We start from the raw sequence: 17,359 nt of genomic DNA, 5'->3' as shown, positions 1-17,359 counted from the left end.
TGAAGGGCCGTGGCACACTGCTCGCAACAGCATGTCGAGCGGCGCCAGTTGGGATCAGTGAGGATCCGGCGGACCGATCCGGCCAATGCGACCGATGTGACCGAACAGGATTGTTCCGGCTGTTTGGTCGCATCGGTCTTCCGGGCTATTTCGGTCACCCCGTCAGATCTTCGAATGAGTCTTCGAATGGCGCCGCTGGGCTGTCAGCATGCCGGGTGACACCTGTATGTGCGTGACGGCCAGGACGCCGGCGGGCCCGATGGGCCGGCCGGCCAGGGAACTTCGTGGAGGTGGGGCGTGAGCGAGCCGCGGTCCGCGCCGACGGTGGGCCAGGTGGTCCTCGGTCGGCGCCTCCTCGACCTGCGGGAACGCGCAGGGCTCAAGCGTGAGGAGGCCGCCCGTGTGCTCCGCGTGGCGCCCGCCACCGTCCGCCGTATGGAGATGGCCGAGGTCGGCCTCAAGATCCCGTACCTGCAACTGCTCCTGAAGGCCTACGGGGTGACCGACGACGAGGCCGACCTCTTCGTCCGGCTCGCCGAGGAGGCCAACAGGCCCGGCTGGTGGCAGCGTTTCCACGACATCCTGCCGAGCTGGTTCTCCATGTACGTCAGCCTGGAGGGCGCGGCGAGCCTGATCCGCTCCTACGAGCCGCACTTCGTGCCCGGGCTGATGCAGACCGAGGACTACGCGCGTGGGGTGCTGAAATCCGGCGCCGTCGGCCAGACGGAGCCGGAGGAGATCGAGCGCCATGTCGCCCTGCGCATGGAACGCCAGCAACTGCTCACCCGTACCGATGCCCCCCGCTTCTGGGCGGTGATGGACGAGACCGCCCTGCGCCGCCCGGTCGGCGGTCCGGAGGTGATGCGCGCGCAGATCGACCGACTGCTCGAGGTCACGAAGCTGCCCAATGTGACGCTCCAGGTCGCCCCGTTCTCCAGCGGGCCGCACCCGGGGACGTACGGGCCCTTCGTGCTGTTCCGATTTGCCATGCCCGAACTGCCGGACATGGTCTACAGCGAGTACCTGACCGGCGCCGTCTACCTGGACGCGCGCACCGAGGTGGCGACCCACCTGGAGGTCATGGACCGCATGGCGGCGCAGGCCGCTACGGCACAACGCACGAAGGAGATCCTCCGGGATCTCCGCAAGGAGCTGTGAATGGATCGCATAAAGCCCCAGTCCGGGCCGCGGAACCGCACCGAGCGGATCTACAACGGCATGCCTGCCCGGGAACTGGGCAGCGAGGGCTGGCACAAGCCGTGGAGCGGCGGCAACGGGGGCAACTGCCTGGAGGCGATGAAGCTGGCCGACGGCCGGATCGCCGTCCGCCAGTCGACCGACCCGGACGGGCCGGCACTGATCTACACCACGGACGAGATGACGGCCTTCATCGAGGGCGCCAAGGCGGGGGAGGCCGACTTCCTGCTCTCCTGAACCTGCTTCTTTTGAACCTGCTTCTTTTCCTTGTTCAACCCCTTTGTAATGGTGCTGAATTGATCATCGACCACGGCAGACGCTTACGGAGCCGTCAGAACGCGGAGGTCACAGCCAGGACCACATCCGCCGGGGCGCGTCCACCAGCCGGCTGACGGCCACCACCGGGAACGGCGGCTGCCTCAGCCGGTCCCGGCCGAGGCTCAGTCCGTAGTAGATCTGCTCGATCGACGGCGGTCCGACCGCGAGATTGCGCCGGACCGCCGCCACCGGCGACTGCTCCCCGCTCTGCACGAGATACGCGGCAGCCATCGTCCCGGTCCGCCCGACCCCGGCACCGCAGTGCACGAACACCCGGCCCGGCGCGTCGGCGACCACCTCCAGGAACCGCCGGACCTGCGCGGGCCGCGGCGTCTGCCCGTCACGCACGGGCAGCCGTACGACGGACAGGCCGGCCCTCCCGGGCGCGGCCGACCGGTCCGTGCCCAGGTCCTCCGCACGCAGGTCGACCACCGTCGTGAACCCCCATGCCGGCCAGCGCCCGGTAGCCCGCCGGCGAGGGCGCCGAGCCCCGCCACAACCGCTCCTGCGCGTCCACCGGCTGGAAGTGCCGGATGCCCTGCACGGCCCGGGCCCCCGCGGGCGGCGGGGTCTCCTGGCGCGCCCAGTACGAGAGGGTCAGCACACCCAGCGTGCCGGTATCCCACAGGGCGACGTAGCCGAGGACGGTGACGAGGACCATCGTCAGCACGCGTCGGGGCGAGTGGGGGAGGGCGAAGGCCATGGGCGACCCGGGGGACTCGGGGGACTCGGGGACGGGGCGCTTCGGCATCGTAACCCGGAGCTCGGGCGGGCGAGTTGTCCGTGTTCATGTCGGTGGGTGGGGCGTGGTCCACGTCGGAGGGTCAGTCGTCGTCGGCATCCGCGTCCCCGATGCCGACGACCGTGAGGTGGGTGCGATCGAGGGTGATGTCCTCCAGGCAGCCGCGCAGCCGCATACGGTCGTGCTCGGTGAGTGCGGGCCGTACGACCCCGGCGAACATGCCGCCTCCCAGGTCGCCGAGTGCCGCGTGCCGCAACGGCACGGAGGTGGAGTCCCGGCACCGCTCCCACACCTGCTCGGCGGCCAGCGCACGCCGCTCGCCCGTCATTCCGGCGCCGCGCGTGTCGACCTGGACGAGGACGGAGGTCGCCTCGTTGTCGTTCTCGTGCCGCAGCCGCTCCTCGATCCGGGTCAGCCGCCCCAGCAGCACGATGCCGAGCAGCATCACCTCCACGACCAGCAGCAGCACGCCGCACAGGGTGGCCCGCTGCCACTGCCACCGGTACAGGTAGACGACCGTGTACGTCCCCGCCCCCGCTGCGGCCAGCCCGCCGAACACATAGGCGATCCGCCGCATCACTGGCCTCCCGCCCGTACGTCACCAGCGGTCCCGTCGACGGCGATCCGCGACCCGGGCGGGAACCGCCGTACCGCGTCCGCGGTACCACGGCCGGTACCCCGAACTCCCGTGCCGGCACGGCGAGATGCGACAGCGGACTGCCGGTCTGCGCGACCAGCGCGGTCAGCCCGGGCAGCAGCGGGGCGAGGGCGGGATCGAGGGTCCGTACGACGAGCACGGCGTCGGCCGGGCGGGGCCCGGACCCGTCCCAGACCGTCCCGACCGCACGTCAACCCGACACGCCACGCGCGGCACCGCTTCCGGTGCGCTCGGCGACGACCTCCCCGCCCGCCAGCCGGAAGGCGTCCGGGAGAGGCGGCGACTCGGGCTCCGGGACGCGCGCGTGGACATCGGCGGGAAGCGCGGCGCCCTCGAGTACGGCGACCAGCTCCGGCCACCGCAGCAGACCGGCCCGCTCCACGCCCAGCTCGACTCGCCGAGCCGCCTCCCGCACGAGCCGGACCTGCAGCTCCTGAACCCACCGGACCCGCAGACGAAGGGCTTCACGGGGAGGGAGCGCGAGGGAACTGTGGCTTGAGGGGGAGGCGCGCGGATCGGTTTCGGCGGGCGGTCGGGGGTGTGGTGGCGGCGGTTTCTGCGGGCGGCCGGTGCAGGGGTGCGGCGGCTTCCGGGGTTGGTTCGTGCCCCGCGCCTTCGGGTGGGAGCGTCCGCCGGGTCGATAGACCGGGCCCCGCTTGGGGCGTCGCCGTCCGCTCCTGCGTCCCGCCGGGCAACCGGCCCGGGCCCCGCAGCAGGCCCGGCGCGGTGAGTGCCAGGACCACCGGGGCCACCACGGCCGCCCGTGCGTCCGGTACACCCCCGGCCCGGGTCTCCGCGAGGGCCGCGAGGGCCGCGCCCGCCGCGGTACGGCTCTTCGCGGGCTCGGGCAGGAGGGCGCCCGCGAGCGCCTCCTGCGCGTGCAGCGAGACCAGGGCCGCACGCGTCCAGCGCAGCTCTGCGACGAGGCCGGAGGCGGGCAGCCGCGCCGGTGCCGGGACCTCGGCCAGATGCCGGTCGACGTCGGCCACCAGGTCCGTGGCCAGGCCGGGCAGCGCCGCGGACAGCCGGCCCAGCCGCCAGGCAGCCGCGAGCCGGCGCGCCCCGGGCGCCGGGTTCACCAGGGCGAGCCACCGATGGGCGGGCGGGGCCGCCCCGAGCAGGCGCAGGTCGGCGGCGGCGCGTCCGCCGACGGTCGTCACCACCGGCACCCGGCGCAGCAGCCGGCGTGGCGCGCTGCCCCCGATGTCCAGCGCGGCGGCGAGCCCGCGGGCCGTGGGCGTCACCCACAGGTCCGCCTCCAGCGGCAGGAGCCGCCCCGGCAGCGTCTCCGCGACCGGTCCGGGCCCGAACAGCCGCGCCCCGCGCGCCGGGCGGGCCGCCATCGCCGTGATCGGGCGGCTCTGGAACAGCCACAGCCGCCCGTCCCCGTCGAACCCGAACTCGATGTCCTGCGGCCCCCCGAACACCCGTCGGGCCCGTTGCGCGAGCCGCGCCAGCCGCAGCAGTTCGCCGCGGGTGAGCACCACACCGGGGTCACCGGCATCCGCCGGCTCGGTCCGCAGCAGCCGCCCGTGTCTGCTCAACCAGTAACTGCTCCCGTCCTGTTCACCGCCGACCAGCCGGTCCGGCCCACCACGCACCGCACTCACCAGCATCCGGTCGGCGCGCCCCGCAACGGGATCGGCCCCGAACATCACCCCGCCGACGCGGGCGGTCAGCATCGGCTGGACCAGCACCGCCATGGGCGCGACAGTTCCGTCGGGCCGGCGCGCCGAGTCGAGCACGGCCCGCACCGCCGTACCGAAGTCCGCCCAGCCGCGCACGTCGAGAACGGACGCGAACTGCCCCGCCAGCAACGAGGACCCGGTGTCCTCCTGGGGCGACGACGACCGTACGACCAGTGGCCGGGCACCGCCCTCGGAGAGCTCCTGCCAGGCCGGCCACAGGGCGGCCGGATCGCCGTGGGCGGCGTCGGGGACGACGAATCCGGGGAGCACCGGCAGCCCGGCACTCGCGGCCCGGGCGAGGTTGGCGGCCTTGGAACCGGCACGCAGGGGAAGTGCGGCGAGCGGCTGGTCCAGCGGAACGGCGACGGGGTCCTGCGCCTCGACCAGCCCATGACGTTCGTCGAGCGTCGTCATCAGCACCCTCCAGGACCGGCCGTCAACAGGGGGGACGCGCGGGGGTGGCCCTGCGCCTGACGACGGAACGAAGGATGGGGGCGCTCACGGCCGCCGCCCTCCGGGCCGACCGCTGCACGTCTCCTGCGCCCATAATCCCACCGCCGTTGAACTCCATGCCGCCCGCTGTCCACTTTCCGGCCGACGGCGAAGGGATTTCGTGAGCCGGAAGGAGAACACCCCGACCGACTCGTCCCCCAGCAGTACGCCCCGCCTCCTCCCCGGGGCCGAGAACCCACACAGTCCACGCCTGCGCCTGCGCCGGCGACCGCCACCCCACTTGCCGTGCCCCGCCCCCGGACTCGTCAGCGGCGACTACACCGTCATCGGCCGGTCGTACGGCGTTATCGGCGACGGCAGTTGCGAACTCCCCGTCAGATAGCGGTCGACGGCCGCCGCCACCGCTCTCCCCTCCGCGATCGCCCACACGATCAGCGACTGCCCACGCGCCGCGTCCCCGGCCGCGAACACGCCGGGCACGTTCGTGGCGAACCCCGTGTCCCGGGAGACGGTCCCGCGCGGCGCCGTCGCCACTCCCAGCTGGTCGATGAGCCCGTCCTCCCGGTCCGGCCCGGAGAAACCGAGCGCGAGCAGCACCAGGTCGGCGGGGAGCGTCCGCCCGGTCCCCGGTACCGGCAGCCGCGCCTCGTCCACCTCCACCAGATGCAGCGACCGCACATGCCCGCTCCCGTCGCCCGTGAAGCGAAGCGTCGACGCCGCGAACAACCGCGCGTCGGCGTCCGCCGAGGGCGCCGTCTCCAGGTCCCGCGCCTCCTCGTGCGCCGCCGACAGCCGGTAGATCTTCGGATACGTCGGCCACGGCTCGAGGTCCTCGTCCCGCTCGGCGCCCGGCTGTGCGTAGATGTCCAGCTGGGTCACCGACGCGGCCCGCTCCCGCAGCGCCGTCCCCAGACAGTCCGCCCCCGTGTCACCCCCGCCCACGATCACCACGTGCTTCCCGGCCGCCGACATCGGGGACTCGGTCAGATCCCCCTCGCACACCCGGTTGGCCAGCGGCAGATATTCCATTGCCTGGTGTATCCCCTCCAACTCCCGGCCCGGCACCGAAAGTTCCCGCCACGCCGTCGCCCCGGTCGCGATCACCACCGCGTCGTACCGGGCCCGCAGCTCCGTCGCCCGCACGTCCCGCCCGACCGTCACCGACGTACGGAACTTCGTCCCCTCGGCCCGCATCTGGCCCAGCCTCCGGTCCAGGTGGCGTTTCTCCATCTTGAACTCGGGGATGCCGTACCGCATCAGCCCGCCGAGCCGGTCGTCCTTCTCATAGACGGCGACCGTGTGACCGGCCCGGGTCAGCTGCTGCGCCGCCGCGAGCCCGGTCGGCCCCGACCCGATCACCGCGACGGTCCGCCCGGAAAGCCGCTCCGGCGGCCGCGGCGACGCGAACCCCTCCGCCCAGGCATGGTCCGCGATGGCGCACTCGACGTTCTTGATCGTGACGGCGGGCTGGTTGATCGCGAGCACACACCCCGCCTCGCACGGCGCCGGGCACAACCGTCCCGTGAACTCGGGGAAGTTGTTCGTGGCGTGCAGCCGGTCGCTTGCCCGCCGCCAGTCCTCCCGCGACACGAGGTCGTTCCACTCGGGGATCAGGTTCCCCAGCGGACACGCGTCGTGGCAGAACGGCACCCCGCAGTCCATGCAGCGGTCCGCCTGCTTGCTGATGATCGGCAGCAGCGCCCCGGGGACGTACACCTCGTCCCAGTCCCGGACCCGCTCCTCGACGGGCCGCCGCGGCCACTCCTCGCGCGGCGTGGTCATGAACCCCTTGGGATCGGCCATGGTCGTCTTCCTCGCGTGCGGTTGCCCCAGGCCGTGCATCATCGGGCGGCACTCTTTCGGCCACGATACGTCCGCTCGGTGACGCCCGCAGAGTGGCTGACAGCGCTTTCTGGTGGGGTTTCCTCAGGGGGAAGCCAGCCGGGGGCCAGGCAGCGACCAGGCGGGGTCCAGCCCACGTCCAGCCGGGGAGCAGCCTGCTCCCACGTCTCCCTCAGGACACCGCCAGTACGTAGACGAGCGCCGCCGCGGCCGACGCGAAGGTGCGCACGTGGTTCCAGAGCGTCCAGTCGCGTACGTACACGGGCCAGTAGGACACGGCCTCCGGGGTGCCCGGCTCCAGCTTGGCCAGCGCCTCGTTCCGGGGCACGTTCGCCATCGCGGTCAGTCCGAACGAACCGAACAGATACAGCCCGCTGCCCAGCAGCAGCTCCGCCTTCCCGTCGTCCGGCCACACCACGAACGTCACCACCGCGATCATCGCGCACACCACCGCCGACCCCGCGAACACCAGCATGAACGCCGGGGTCAGGGCCGCCCGGTTGATCGCGTTCATCGCGGCGACCCCCTGTGCCGGCGGCAACGAGGACAGCCCGCGCATCACGAAGGCCGAGAACCCGCAGAACACCCCCGCCACCAGTCCGGTCCCCAGCACCCCCAGCAGGACCAGCACGTAATACGGCCCGTCGATCACGACCACCACACCCACTCTCGCCCCTGGACACCTCCGCCACTCAGGTCAATGCCCACAGACCACCCCTCCCCATGACTGTGAAGCCCGTCCACATACACATCCGACCAGAATCACCCCCACATCCACCTCCGTCTCCGTCCCGACCCCGCCCCGGCTCCCACCCCCCCCGCCCGCCGTCACCCGGTCAAGCGGATCTCCACCCCGGCCTCCCACTCCCGAAGCACCGCCTCCACCGTCCGCGCGATCCGCCGCCGCGCCTCGTACCGCGGCACCCCGCTCATCAGCAACTGGTCGTACGGCGTGTCCACGTGCCGTACCCCCGCCACCACCGCCGACACCACCGCCCCCTCCGACAGCGCCCGCCCGGCCGCGGTCCGCCCGACCCGGCCGCTGCCCCGCACCGACGCGTGCGCCGCGATCGCCCGGGCCCGGTCCACCGGGCAGCCCGGAAACAGGCGCAGGATCTCCGCCGCGAACGCCTCCGTGAACCGCACGTCCTCGGCCGCCCGCCGCTTCGCGTCCCGTGCCCGGCGCCGCCGCCGCGCCTCGGCGTCGGCCAGGCACCGCGCCTCGGCCCGGGCCAGCGCGGTCTCCTCGACGAGGACGCCCTGCCGCTCGTACCGGCTCTTGCGCCGGTTGAACCGGACCACCACCGCCGACAGCGTGCTCTCCTCCCGCGAACGCCGGGTCAGTGCCGTATCGCCACGCGGCAGGAACACCAGATGCCCGAGATCGGCACACTCCAGGCACCGCGGCACCCCGTCCTCCACCACCAGCAGCGACAGCGGCCCCCGGCTGCACGCCGCACACCGCTTGTGCCGCAGCGGCTGCACGACCAGAAGTCCACCGTGGTGAGGAGGAGTTGCGAGGCGGGTCATATGCGGTACTTTCCCCTCCTCGGGGGCTGATCTCACGTCGTCCGCGCCCCCTTGTGAGCCGGCCGGCGCCTTCTTTCCGCCCTGCTCGCGACCCGTCACGCCCACCGCCCGCCACCGCCGCTGCTTGGCCCCGCGAGCTGCTCCGCAACCTGCCCCGCAACCTGCCCCACGTGCCCGAACTGCCGACCCGGCATCATGATCCTGTGCGACTCGAAGCGATCACCTGGGACCGGCTCGCCGAGCGCCTCGCCGAGCGGCTGGTCGAACTGAAGCCCGCCGACGGGAGCGCCTGGCCACGCGTCGCCTTCGACGGCGCCCCGGCCGCCCGGCCCGGCGACCTCGCGGAGCGCGTCGGTGAAGCGCTGCGCGTACGGGGCCGGCCGTCGCTGGTCGTGGGCACCGAGGGCTTCCTGCGCCCGGCCTCGCTGCGCCTGGAGTACGGGCGCGGTGACGCGGAGTCGTACTACGGCGGCTGGTTCGACACCAACGCCCTGTGGCGCGAGGTCTTCGGCCCCCTCGACCCCGGCGGGACCGGCCGCGTCCTGCCCGACCTGTGGGACCCGGCCACCGACCGCGCCACCCGCAGCTCCTATGTCCAACTCCCGCCAGGCGGCGTCCTGTTGCTGCACGGACCGCTCCTGCTGCGGCACTGGTTCCCGTTCGACCTGACCGTCCACCTCCTCCTGACCCCCGGCGCCCTGCGCCGCCGTACCTCCGAGGCCGACCACTGGACACTCCCCGCCTTCGAGCGCTACGAGGCCGAGACCGACCCCGCCGGCACGGCCGACGTCCTGGTCCGCGCCGACGACCCGCGGCATCCGGCATGGAGGAGTGGCTGAGCGGCGTCGCGGCGGGACGGACGCGACCGGTCCGGAGCGGCCGGTCTCGGGATGTGATCCGGCAAACCGCTTTTATATGCGCGTGCATCTAACTACTCTGGCTGCATGCCGACCTCCTCGATCACTCCGGTCACCTTCGACGACTCGCTCCGGGCCCTCCTGGACGCCAGGAACTTCGCCAGCGTCGCCACCCTCGGACCCGACGGCGCCCCGCACAACTCGGTGGTCTGGATCAAACGCGAGGGCGACACCGTGCTCTTCTCCTCCACCGGCGGCCGCCAGAAGGTGCGCAACCTCCGCCGTGACCCCCGCATCAGCCTCACGGTCTTCGACCTGGCCAACCCCTACCACTCGGCCGAGATCCGCGGCACCGCCGAGATCCTCCCGGACGAGGACAAGCGGCTCCCGCACGAGCTCTCCCACAAGTACCTCGGCATCGACCCGCCCGCCGAGAAGGACGACGAGACCCGCCTGATCATCAGGGTCGTGCCGCGCAGGGTCGTCGCCTTCTCCGCCTGAGGCGCCGCTCGCGGGCGAACGGCTCAGAGCCAGCCGTTGCGCCTGAAGCCCCGGTACAGCACCAGACATGCCACGGATATGACGCCGATCACGAGCGGATAGCCGAACCGCCAGTGCAGCTCCGGCATGTGATCGAAGTTCATGCCGTACACACCGCACACCATCGTCGGCACGGCGATCACCGCCGCCCAGGCCGTGATCTTCCGCATGTCCTCGTTCTGCGCGACCGTCACCTGCGCCAGATGCGCCTGGAGAATGGAGTTGAGCAACTCGTCGAAGGCCGCGATCTGTTCCTTCGCCCGCATCAGATGGTCGAGCACATCCCTGAAGTAGGCCTGTATCTCCGGGTCGATCACTCGTATCGGCCGAGTGGTCAGCTCCTCCATCGGCCTGGCGAGCGGCACCACCGCCCGCTTCAGCTCCAGCAGTTCACGCTTCATCTGGTAGATCCGGCCCGGGTCGGCCCGCGCGCCGTTCTCCGCGAACACGTCCGCCTCGACCTGGTCGATATCGCCCTGCACCGAGTCCGTGACGCTCAGATAGTCGTCGACCACATGGTCCGCGATCGCGTGCAGCACCGCCGCGGGCCCCTTGGCGAGCTGGTGCGGCGTGGCCTCCAGCTCCTCGCGCAGCGGCCCCAGCGAGCCGTGCCGGCCGTGCCGTACCGTGATCACGAAGTCCTCGCCGACGAACACCATGATCTCGCCGGTGTCGACCACCTCGCTGGTCGCCGTCAGCTTCTCGTGCTCGACGTAGCAGACCGTCTTGAACACCGCGAACAGTGTCTCGCCGTACCGCTCCACCTTCGGGCGCTGATGGGCCTCGACCGCGTCCTCCACGGCCAGCGGGTGCAGGTCGAACAGTTCGGCGATGCCCGCGAACTCGCTGTCCGTCGGTTCGTGCAGCCCCAGCCAGACGAAACCCTCGCCCTTCTTGCGGACCCGTTCCACGGCGGAGAACAGATCGCTGCACTCCGGGACCCGCACCCCGTCCTGATACGTCACGCAGTTGACCACCGAGGAGCCCAGCGGAGACCGTGCGTGATGGTTCAGGTCGACGCGGGGCAGCCGCCGGGCCAGCCGCGCCACCCTGCGCAGGCCGCCGGCCCTGCCCAGCCCCGTGACCTTCCGCAGATTCCCTGCCATCGTCATCCGGATCTCCTTGCGTGGATCCACTCGTGCAACGCTTCCCGCCTTGCCCGGCAAGTCTGCCAGCCCGGTGTGAGACACGGGTAAGCCTGCGGGAACGGCGAGTTCCGGTTGGTTCCCGCCTGTGGACAACTGCGGACAACCGGATACCCGACTCGGGTTCCTGCAGGTCGACTGCGAGTTGTCGGAGTCATTCGAGTTCCCCGTGTCCGCCGACGGCACGCTCGCCGCAGCGGAGCGTCGGCCGCCGCGGACAAGCCGGGCAACTGGGATCATCGCTTCATGACACAGGCCGACGGATATCTCCTCGCCAACCGCCAGAGCGAGGCCGGACAGCGCTTCGATGCCTTCGCGAGCCTCTTCGACCCGACCACCTTCCGCCACCTTGAGGCATTCGGTCTCGGAGCAGGCCGGCGCTGCTGGGAGGTCGGGGCCGGAGGCACCTCCGTGGTGTCCTGGTTGGCCGAGAAGGTCGGGCCGACCGGCCAGGTCGTCGCCACGGACATCGACACCTCGCTGCTCGCGGCAGCCGCCCACGCACCGGTCGAGGTCCGCACCCACGACGTCGGCGCCGAAGAACCGCCGGGGGAGGGCTTCGATCTGGTGCACGCCCGGCTTGTCCTGGTCCATGTGCCGGACCGGGAACGGGCGTTGCGCTCCATGATCAAGGCCCTGCGTCCCGGCGGACATCTCCTGATCGAGGACGCCGACCCTGCCCTCCAGCCTCTGACCTGCCCCTACGAGTACGGCCCCGAGCAGCAGCTGGCCAACCGCCTGCGCCAGGGCTTCCGCAAGCTCCTCGCCGAACGCGGCGCCGACCTGTCGTACGGCCGCAAGCTGCCGCGGCTGCTCCGCGAGGCCGGGTTGCACCAGGTGGAGGCCGACGCCTACTTCCCCGTCGCCTCGCCCGCCTGTACCGCCCTGGAGACCGCCATCGTCCGGCAGATCCGCGACCGGCTCGTCACGGCCGGCCTGGCCACCGACGCGGAAATCGACCAGCACCTGGCCAACGTCGCCACGGGCAGCATGGACCTCGCCACCGCCCCGATGATCTCGGCGTGGGGCCGCAAGGCGTAGGCCCGCCGATGCCTGGCGGGGTGCCGTCGTCGGTGCCGCAGGCCACGGGCGGGGTGCTGTGGTCGGTTGCGTCGGCGTCGGGCGCGGTGCCGTGGGCAGCGGTGCCGATTCCTGGCGGGGGGCGTGGTCAGTCGAGGGCGGGCGGTCTCGCGCCCACGCGTTCCACCGCCCGTGCGCCCGCCCGGCAGCCCCGCGCAGCCGCCTCCCGAGCGTCCGCACCGGCGACCAGCGCGGCGAGGAACGCCCCGGTGAAGGCGTCACCGGCGCCCGTGGTGTCCCGGGGCGTCGCCGGTGCGGCCGGGATGCGCGCGAGGACGCCGCCCGACCGGGCCACCAGCGCGCCGTCCGCCCCCGCCTTGGCCACCACCAGCGGTACCTGGCGGCTCAGCTTGGCCGCGGCGTCCGCCGGATCGGGCAGCCCCGTCAGCAGACAGGCCTCGTCCCGACTCGGCAGCAGGACGTCCACCCCCTCGACGAGCTCCAGAAAGCGGTCCACGCCCAGCGCCACGAGAAACCCGGCCGACGCCGGGTCCAGGCTCACCGGCACGCCACGCGCGCGTGCCGCCGCCAGCGCCACCGCCACCAGCGCCCGGCTCGGTTCGGAGAACAGCAGATAGCCGGAGAGATGCAGCCGGGCCACCCCGTCGAGCAGCGCGTCCGACCAGTCGGCGGGCTCCAGTCGCAGGGACGCCCCGCTGTCCGTGAGGAAGGTGCGCTCGGCCGAGGCACCGTTGTCGACCAGGCAGATCACCGTCCCCGTCGCCGCCTCCGGGTCCACCACGAGCCGGGGCCGCACCCCGGCGGCGACCAGCTCCCGCTCGTGCCACTGCGCCGCGTCCGCGCCCACCCGCCCCAGCAGCCGTACGTCCGCACAGCCCGTGTGGGCGGCCCAGCAGGCCACATTGGCGCCCGCCCCGCCTGGCAGGGTCCGGATCGCGGCGCCCGTGTCGGTGCCGGCCGCGAGCGGTCCCCGGTACCGCGCGACGACATCGGTGACGACGTCCCCGACGACCAGCAGCGCCCCGCCCCGGCCGGGCGTCCCGCCCCCGTCCGGTACCCCGTCCCTGTCCAGGGCTTCGTCCCCGTCCAGTGCTTCGTGCCAGTCCGGCGCCAGGTTTCCGGGCGGCGTCGCCTCCCGGCCAGGCGTCCCCTCCGCTCCCGCTGCCGCGGCATCGCCCGGCCGTGTCTCCCGGTCGGTCGTCACCCCCGGGCCCACGCGGAGGCGATCCGCGCCGCCAGTCGGACATTGCCGCGCACGGCCGCCAGGTTGGCCTCCAGCGAGGCGCCGTCCGTGTGCCGGACCAGATAGTCGAGCAGGAACGGCGTGACTCCCTGACCGGTGATCCCTTCCGCGTCGCACGCGTGCAGCGCGTCGGCGAGCACGCGCGCGTGCAGCGCGGGGTCGAGCTGCTCCGTCTCCGGGACGGGGTTGGCGACGATCAGCGCCGTGTCCGCCGCGTCGAGCGCGTCCTGCGCCCGCATGACGTCCGCGACCTGCTCCGGGGTCCGAAGCGTCCAGTCCACCGGATGCCCGGAGTCGGACAGGTAGAAGCCGGGGAAGCGGTCGGTGTCGTATCCGGCGACGGCCACGCCCAGGGTCTCCAGTCGCTGGAGGGTGGCCGGCACGTCCAGGATCGACTTCACGCCCGCGCACACCACCGTGATCCGGGTGCGCGCCAGCAGGCCCAGGTCGGCGGACTCGTCCTGGGTCGCCGTCCACTCTCGGTGCACCCCTCCGAGACCGCCCGTCGCGAACACCCGGAGGCCGGCGAGCGCCGCCAGCTGCGCCGTCGCCGACACGGTGGTCGCCCCGCTCGCCCCCGCCGCCACGGCGAGCGGCAGGTCGCGGTGGCCCAGCTTGCGGATCCCGTCCTCGTTGGCGACCCGCTCCAACTGCTCCTTGTCCAGGCCGACATGAGGTCGCCCGTCCAGCACGGCGATGGTCGCGGCCACCGCGCCCGCCCGCCGTACCGTGTCCTCCAGCTCCAGCGCCACCTGGAGGTTCCGCGGGCGCGGCAGCCCGTGCGCGATGATCGTGGACTCCAGGGCGACCACCGCACGCCCCGCGTCGAGCGCCTCCCTGACCTCTTCAGACACCACCAGCACCACGCCTGCCTCCTGTCCGTCGGTCTTCCCTCATCTCTGGCAGGGGCCGGACCCGGCTAAACGCTTGCGGCCTGTGGGGGACGCCACCAGCCTGGGCGGCATGACGAATCACCCGGTACGTCTGGACCACGTCGTCCTCTGGGTCGCCGATCCGGCCGTCGCGGCCGGCTTCTACGAGCGGATGCTCGGCCTGGAGCCGCTGCGGATCGCCGAGTTCACCGCGGGAGAGGTGCCGTTCCCCTCCGTGCGGGTCAACGAGGAGACCATCATCGACCTCGCGCCGCTCACCCTCGCCGAGCGCATGCCCGCACTCCCCGGTGCCGCCGACAGCGCGGGCCACCCCGTGAACCACGTCTGTCTGTCCTTGCCGCCCGACGCCTTCGACGCCCTGCGCGCCCGCCTCGCCGAGCACGCCGTTCCCATGACCGACATCGGACACGACTCGTTCGGCGCCCGCGGCAAGGCCCCGCGCAACTTCTACTTCCGGGATCCCGACGGCAACGTCGTCGAGGCACGGCACTACGGCTGACCGCGTCGGCGGGGCGCCGCCCGACCGGGCTCGGGGAGCTTGCCCCCCAGACTCGGGGAGCGTGGCTCAGAACAGCGGCTCGGGCAGCACACCCTCCAGGGCGAGCAGCTTCCGCTTGGTCTCCAGTCCACCTCCGAACCCGCCGATCCCGCCGTCGCTCTCCACCACCCGGTGACAGGGCACGACGACCGGAAGCGGGTTGGCGCCCATCGCCGCGCCCACCGCCTGGGCCCCGCCGGGCTGCCCGACCCGCCCCGCCAGATCGCCGTACCCGACCACCGTGCCGTACGGGACACCGGCGGCCAGTTCGCGCAGCACCTGCCGGTTGAAGCCGGAGATCAGCGACCAGTCCAGCGGCAGGTCGAAGTCCTGCCGCCGGCCCGCGAAGTACGCCCGCAGCTGGGATATCGCCTCGGCCAGCACCGGCTCCGCGGGATCCTCGACGGGCTCGGTGCCCAACCGGGCCGCCAGCCGCTCCACCGTCCGCTCCCGTACCGCGTCGGTGGCGTGGAACACCACGTTGACCAGGCCGCTGCCGGTCGCCGCGAGCAGCAGCGGACCGATGTCGGTGTCCACGACGGCCCACACCACCCGCTGCCCGTACTGCCCTTCGCTGTCCATGTGTCCCACCGTACGGCCCGCCACTGACAACGCCCGCCGCCCGGCCGTGCTCAGCTCGCCCGCAGCGCGGCCCGCACCACGTCGGGTTTGTTGGTGATGATGCCGTCCACGCCGTAGCCGACGGCCTTCCAGGTGGTGACCGCGTCGTTCACCGTCCAGGTGAAGACGCGCAGCCGCCTGCCGTGCGGCCCGTCGACCGAGTGCACGGTGTTCACATAGCCGGCGGAGATCGAGTCCACCGAGGGGTTGATCAGGTCGGCGAAGCCCGCGTACCGGTGCAGGGACGCCACGGACGGTGTGCCGAGGTAGCCGGTCGTCACGTCGGGCCGGAGGTCGTGCACGATGCGCAGGCTGCCAGCGCTGAAGCTCTGGACGACGAGCCGGCCCAGGTGCCGGTGGTCCAGCCAGCCTTCGTTGCCCAGCAGCTTGAGGATCTGCTGCTCGATGCCGGGGTACAGCTCCGGGTTCTTGATCTCCAGGAGCAGTTTCTCGTGGTTGTGCTCGACCCGGCGCATGTACTGCGCCAGCGTCGGCACACGCGTACCTCTGTACGAACGGGAGAACCAGCTGCCCGCGTCCAGCCGGGCGATCTCGGCCGCGGTGAAGTCCTTCACTTTCCAGGGCGCACGGCCGGGAAAGACCTGTTCGACGTCGGTGGTGCGCTGGAGGCTGTCGTCGTGGATGACGACGAGCCGGCCGTCCTTGGTGCGCTGGACGTCGTTCTCGACCCAGGTGAAGCCCAGTGCGGCCGCCTTGTCGATGGCGGCCAGCGTGTTCTCCGGGGCGTAGGCGGACGCACCCCGGTGCGCCAGCACCGTGGGCTCGGCGGCGTCGCCGGCCCGGGCTGCGGGGACGGGGCTCAAGAGGGCGGCCGCTCCCAGCAGCGCGGTGGCCGTGGCGGCGACTGCGCGCGCGTGCATGCGTACTCCTTGCGTCGATCGACTACGGACAGCACAAGAGTGACAGCAGTGAGTCAACAGGGGTCGGGTACGGGATGGCCACAGATTGAATGGAGTTGCCCAAGGCCGCTCACCGTTGCCGCACAACTGCGGCAAGGGCGTGTTTCTTTGCCGGAAAATCGTTCGACCATTCAGGCGCGGGTCATACTCTCTGCGTCAACCCTGACCGCTCGGGCGGTCCTGGGACGGGGGCGCATTGCACATATTCCGGGACGCAAAGGGTGAAGGGCAGCCGCGCATGCAGGGCACGGTCGACGGATTCAGCTATGGGGTCGTCACCCCGCTGGTGGCCTATCTGATGGCCTGCCTCGGTGGCGCCCTCGGGCTGCGCTGCACGACCCGGGCGATGCTGGTGGCCCACTCCTGGCGGCCCGCCTGGCTCGCCCTGGGCTCCGCGGCGATCGGCTCCGGCATATGGACCATGCACTTCGTCGCCATGATGGGGTTCAGCGTCGAGGAGACGCCGATCCACTACGACAAGCCCCTCACCTATGCGAGCCTCGGCCTCGCCATCGTCATGGTGAGCGTCGGGATCTTCATAGTCGGCTACCGGGGCGCCACCGGAACCGCGCTCTTCACGGGCGGCACCATCACCGGTCTGGGCATCGCCTCGATGCACTACCTCGGCATGGCCGGCCTGCGCCTCAACGGAACGCTGGAGTACAACACGTTCACGGTGGCCGTGTCGGTCGTGATAGGGGTCGTCGCCGCCACCTCGGCCCTGTGGGCGGCCGGGCAGGTCCGCGGCTTCCTGTGGAGCGTCGGCGCGAGCCTCGTCATGGGACTCGCCGTCAGCGGCATGCACTACACCGGCATGGCCGCCCTCACCGTCCACCTGCACAGCGCCGGCGTGACGTCCCCGGGCGACTCGCCCGCCTCCCTGCTCGCCCCCATGCTGATCGGCCCGCTGGCCTTCCTCTGCCTCGCCGCAGTCGTGGTGATCTTCGACCCGCTGATGGTCACGGGCAAGCCCGACCGGCTCCGCGTGGAGCACAAGCCGGGCGTCCCGGCCGGCGAGGTCAGCCACCACCCGAGTCGCCGCCCGCAGCCCCGCGTCGGCCGCCAGCAGAGCCACCACAGCTCGCGCACCCCGCAGAACCGCTGATCAGAACCGGTTGTCAGTGGGGGGTCGT

General features: G+C 72.3%; 20 protein-coding genes and 1 pseudogene. 7 read left to right on the top strand and 14 right to left on the bottom strand.

From position 1 onward, the window contains the following. Window positions 1-297: 297 nt before the first annotated feature. Entirely contained in the window at window positions 298-1,158 is an 861-nt protein-coding gene (locus KVT45_RS01075; protein WP_217544348.1) for a helix-turn-helix transcriptional regulator, read from the top strand. After that, complete coding sequence (locus KVT45_RS01070) at window positions 1,159-1,434, top strand: DUF397 domain-containing protein (RefSeq protein ID WP_089100964.1); 276 nt, start codon at window positions 1,159-1,161, stop codon at window positions 1,432-1,434. Window positions 1,435-1,542: 108 nt separating this feature from the next. Here KVT45_RS01070 and KVT45_RS56045 read toward each other — a convergent pair whose 3' ends face one another. From KVT45_RS56045 to KVT45_RS01035, 9 genes and pseudogenes are all read right to left on the bottom strand, one after another. Further along, entirely contained in the window at window positions 1,543-1,863 is a 321-nt protein-coding gene (locus KVT45_RS56045; RefSeq protein ID WP_368857547.1) for a dual specificity protein phosphatase family protein, read from the bottom strand. Further along, window positions 1,856-2,266: a hypothetical protein gene (locus tag KVT45_RS56040; RefSeq protein ID WP_254646274.1), complete on the bottom strand. Its 411-nt coding sequence runs from the start codon at window positions 2,264-2,266 to the stop codon at window positions 1,856-1,858. The genes KVT45_RS56045 and KVT45_RS56040 overlap by 8 nt, the downstream gene beginning before the upstream one ends. Window positions 2,267-2,339: 73 nt before the next feature. Next, complete coding sequence (locus tag KVT45_RS01060; protein ID WP_217544346.1) at window positions 2,340-2,834, bottom strand: hypothetical protein; 495 nt, start codon at window positions 2,832-2,834, stop codon at window positions 2,340-2,342. A 145-nt stretch (window positions 2,835-2,979) separates the two neighbouring features. Continuing rightward, window positions 2,980-3,054: pseudogene (locus KVT45_RS58020) on the bottom strand (hypothetical protein); the annotation flags it as partial. 51 nt (window positions 3,055-3,105) lie between these two features. After that, window positions 3,106-3,330 (bottom strand): hypothetical protein, encoded by a 225-nt coding sequence (locus tag KVT45_RS56035; RefSeq protein ID WP_254646126.1) that lies wholly within the window; start codon window positions 3,328-3,330, stop codon window positions 3,106-3,108. A 49-nt stretch (window positions 3,331-3,379) separates the two neighbouring features. Then, window positions 3,380-5,017, bottom strand: a complete 1,638-nt coding sequence (locus tag KVT45_RS01050; RefSeq protein ID WP_254646125.1) for a PEP/pyruvate-binding domain-containing protein — start codon at window positions 5,015-5,017, stop codon at window positions 3,380-3,382. 354 nt (window positions 5,018-5,371) lie between these two features. After that, on the bottom strand, window positions 5,372-6,859 hold the full coding sequence (locus KVT45_RS01045) for a glutamate synthase subunit beta (protein ID WP_217544344.1): 1,488 nt from the start codon (window positions 6,857-6,859) through the stop codon (window positions 5,372-5,374). Window positions 6,860-7,070: 211 nt separating this feature from the next. Beyond that, window positions 7,071-7,550 (bottom strand): anthrone oxygenase family protein, encoded by a 480-nt coding sequence (locus tag KVT45_RS01040; protein ID WP_217544853.1) that lies wholly within the window; start codon window positions 7,548-7,550, stop codon window positions 7,071-7,073. Window positions 7,551-7,726: 176 nt separating this feature from the next. Continuing rightward, entirely contained in the window at window positions 7,727-8,428 is a 702-nt protein-coding gene (locus tag KVT45_RS01035; RefSeq protein WP_217544342.1) for a DUF2293 domain-containing protein, read from the bottom strand. Between the two features lie 203 nt (window positions 8,429-8,631). Between KVT45_RS01035 and KVT45_RS01030 the strand changes: the two genes are divergently transcribed. After that, entirely contained in the window at window positions 8,632-9,267 is a 636-nt protein-coding gene (locus KVT45_RS01030; RefSeq protein WP_217544340.1) for a uridine kinase, read from the top strand. A 105-nt stretch (window positions 9,268-9,372) separates the two neighbouring features. Further along, entirely contained in the window at window positions 9,373-9,786 is a 414-nt protein-coding gene (locus KVT45_RS01025; RefSeq protein ID WP_089100959.1) for a PPOX class F420-dependent oxidoreductase, read from the top strand. 23 nt (window positions 9,787-9,809) lie between these two features. Here the strand turns inward: KVT45_RS01025 and KVT45_RS01020 are convergent, their stop codons facing one another. After that, the gene (locus KVT45_RS01020; protein WP_217544338.1) at window positions 9,810-10,937 is read right to left on the bottom strand and encodes a magnesium and cobalt transport protein CorA; all 1,128 of its coding nucleotides are present in this window, start codon (window positions 10,935-10,937) and stop codon (window positions 9,810-9,812) included. A gap of 279 nt (window positions 10,938-11,216) precedes the next feature. On the opposite strand from KVT45_RS01020, the gene KVT45_RS01015 reads away from it, so the two are divergent. After that, the gene (locus tag KVT45_RS01015; protein WP_217544337.1) at window positions 11,217-12,011 is read left to right on the top strand and encodes a methyltransferase; all 795 of its coding nucleotides are present in this window, start codon (window positions 11,217-11,219) and stop codon (window positions 12,009-12,011) included. A 127-nt stretch (window positions 12,012-12,138) separates the two neighbouring features. Here the strand turns inward: KVT45_RS01015 and KVT45_RS01010 are convergent, their stop codons facing one another. Both KVT45_RS01010 and KVT45_RS01005 read right to left on the bottom strand, forming a co-directional pair. Beyond that, entirely contained in the window at window positions 12,139-13,083 is a 945-nt protein-coding gene (locus KVT45_RS01010) for a carbohydrate kinase family protein (protein WP_217544852.1), read from the bottom strand. 128 nt (window positions 13,084-13,211) lie between these two features. Beyond that, complete coding sequence (locus tag KVT45_RS01005) at window positions 13,212-14,120, bottom strand: pseudouridine-5'-phosphate glycosidase (protein WP_217544336.1); 909 nt, start codon at window positions 14,118-14,120, stop codon at window positions 13,212-13,214. Window positions 14,121-14,217: 97 nt separating this feature from the next. Between KVT45_RS01005 and KVT45_RS01000 the strand changes: the two genes are divergently transcribed. Beyond that, window positions 14,218-14,646, top strand: a complete 429-nt coding sequence (locus KVT45_RS01000; RefSeq protein WP_217544334.1) for a VOC family protein — start codon at window positions 14,218-14,220, stop codon at window positions 14,644-14,646. A 66-nt stretch (window positions 14,647-14,712) separates the two neighbouring features. Here the strand turns inward: KVT45_RS01000 and KVT45_RS00995 are convergent, their stop codons facing one another. Next, the gene (locus KVT45_RS00995; protein ID WP_217544332.1) at window positions 14,713-15,267 is read right to left on the bottom strand and encodes a methylated-DNA--[protein]-cysteine S-methyltransferase; all 555 of its coding nucleotides are present in this window, start codon (window positions 15,265-15,267) and stop codon (window positions 14,713-14,715) included. A gap of 50 nt (window positions 15,268-15,317) precedes the next feature. Beyond that, window positions 15,318-16,187 (bottom strand): glycerophosphodiester phosphodiesterase family protein, encoded by an 870-nt coding sequence (locus KVT45_RS00990; RefSeq protein ID WP_217544330.1) that lies wholly within the window; start codon window positions 16,185-16,187, stop codon window positions 15,318-15,320. Between the two features lie 277 nt (window positions 16,188-16,464). On the opposite strand from KVT45_RS00990, the gene KVT45_RS00985 reads away from it, so the two are divergent. Then, entirely contained in the window at window positions 16,465-17,331 is an 867-nt protein-coding gene (locus tag KVT45_RS00985) for an MHYT domain-containing protein (RefSeq protein ID WP_217544328.1), read from the top strand. Window positions 17,332-17,359: the final 28 nt, after the last annotated feature.

The organism is Streptomyces sp. GbtcB6, assembly GCF_019091475.1.
In the GTDB taxonomy this organism is placed as follows: Bacteria; Actinomycetota; Actinomycetes; order Streptomycetales; family Streptomycetaceae; genus Streptomyces; species Streptomyces hyaluromycini.
The sequence above is the reverse complement of the archived record's forward strand: the minus strand, read 5'-3'. Positions and strand labels throughout refer to the sequence as shown.

Excerpts from the sequence above, each read along its gene's own strand:
- KVT45_RS00985 (WP_217544328.1), top strand. The coding sequence starts at position 16,465 with ATGCAGGGCACGGTCGACGGATTCAGCTATGGGGTCGTCACCCCGCTG.
- KVT45_RS01035 (WP_217544342.1), bottom strand. The coding sequence starts at position 8,428 with ATGACCCGCCTCGCAACTCCTCCTCACCACGGTGGACTTCTGGTCGTG.
- KVT45_RS00990 (WP_217544330.1), bottom strand. The coding sequence starts at position 16,187 with ATGCACGCGCGCGCAGTCGCCGCCACGGCCACCGCGCTGCTGGGAGCG.
- KVT45_RS01025 (WP_089100959.1), top strand. The coding sequence starts at position 9,373 with ATGCCGACCTCCTCGATCACTCCGGTCACCTTCGACGACTCGCTCCGG.
- KVT45_RS01060 (WP_217544346.1), bottom strand. The coding sequence starts at position 2,834 with ATGCGGCGGATCGCCTATGTGTTCGGCGGGCTGGCCGCAGCGGGGGCG.
- KVT45_RS56040 (WP_254646274.1), bottom strand. The coding sequence starts at position 2,266 with ATGCCGAAGCGCCCCGTCCCCGAGTCCCCCGAGTCCCCCGGGTCGCCC.
- KVT45_RS01000 (WP_217544334.1), top strand. The coding sequence starts at position 14,218 with ATGACGAATCACCCGGTACGTCTGGACCACGTCGTCCTCTGGGTCGCC.
- KVT45_RS01020 (WP_217544338.1), bottom strand. The coding sequence starts at position 10,937 with ATGACGATGGCAGGGAATCTGCGGAAGGTCACGGGGCTGGGCAGGGCC.
- KVT45_RS01045 (WP_217544344.1), bottom strand. The coding sequence starts at position 6,859 with ATGGCCGATCCCAAGGGGTTCATGACCACGCCGCGCGAGGAGTGGCCG.
- KVT45_RS01015 (WP_217544337.1), top strand. The coding sequence starts at position 11,217 with ATGACACAGGCCGACGGATATCTCCTCGCCAACCGCCAGAGCGAGGCC.
- KVT45_RS01070 (WP_089100964.1), top strand. The coding sequence starts at position 1,159 with ATGGATCGCATAAAGCCCCAGTCCGGGCCGCGGAACCGCACCGAGCGG.
- KVT45_RS01050 (WP_254646125.1), bottom strand. The coding sequence starts at position 5,017 with ATGACGACGCTCGACGAACGTCATGGGCTGGTCGAGGCGCAGGACCCC.
- KVT45_RS00995 (WP_217544332.1), bottom strand. The coding sequence starts at position 15,267 with ATGGACAGCGAAGGGCAGTACGGGCAGCGGGTGGTGTGGGCCGTCGTG.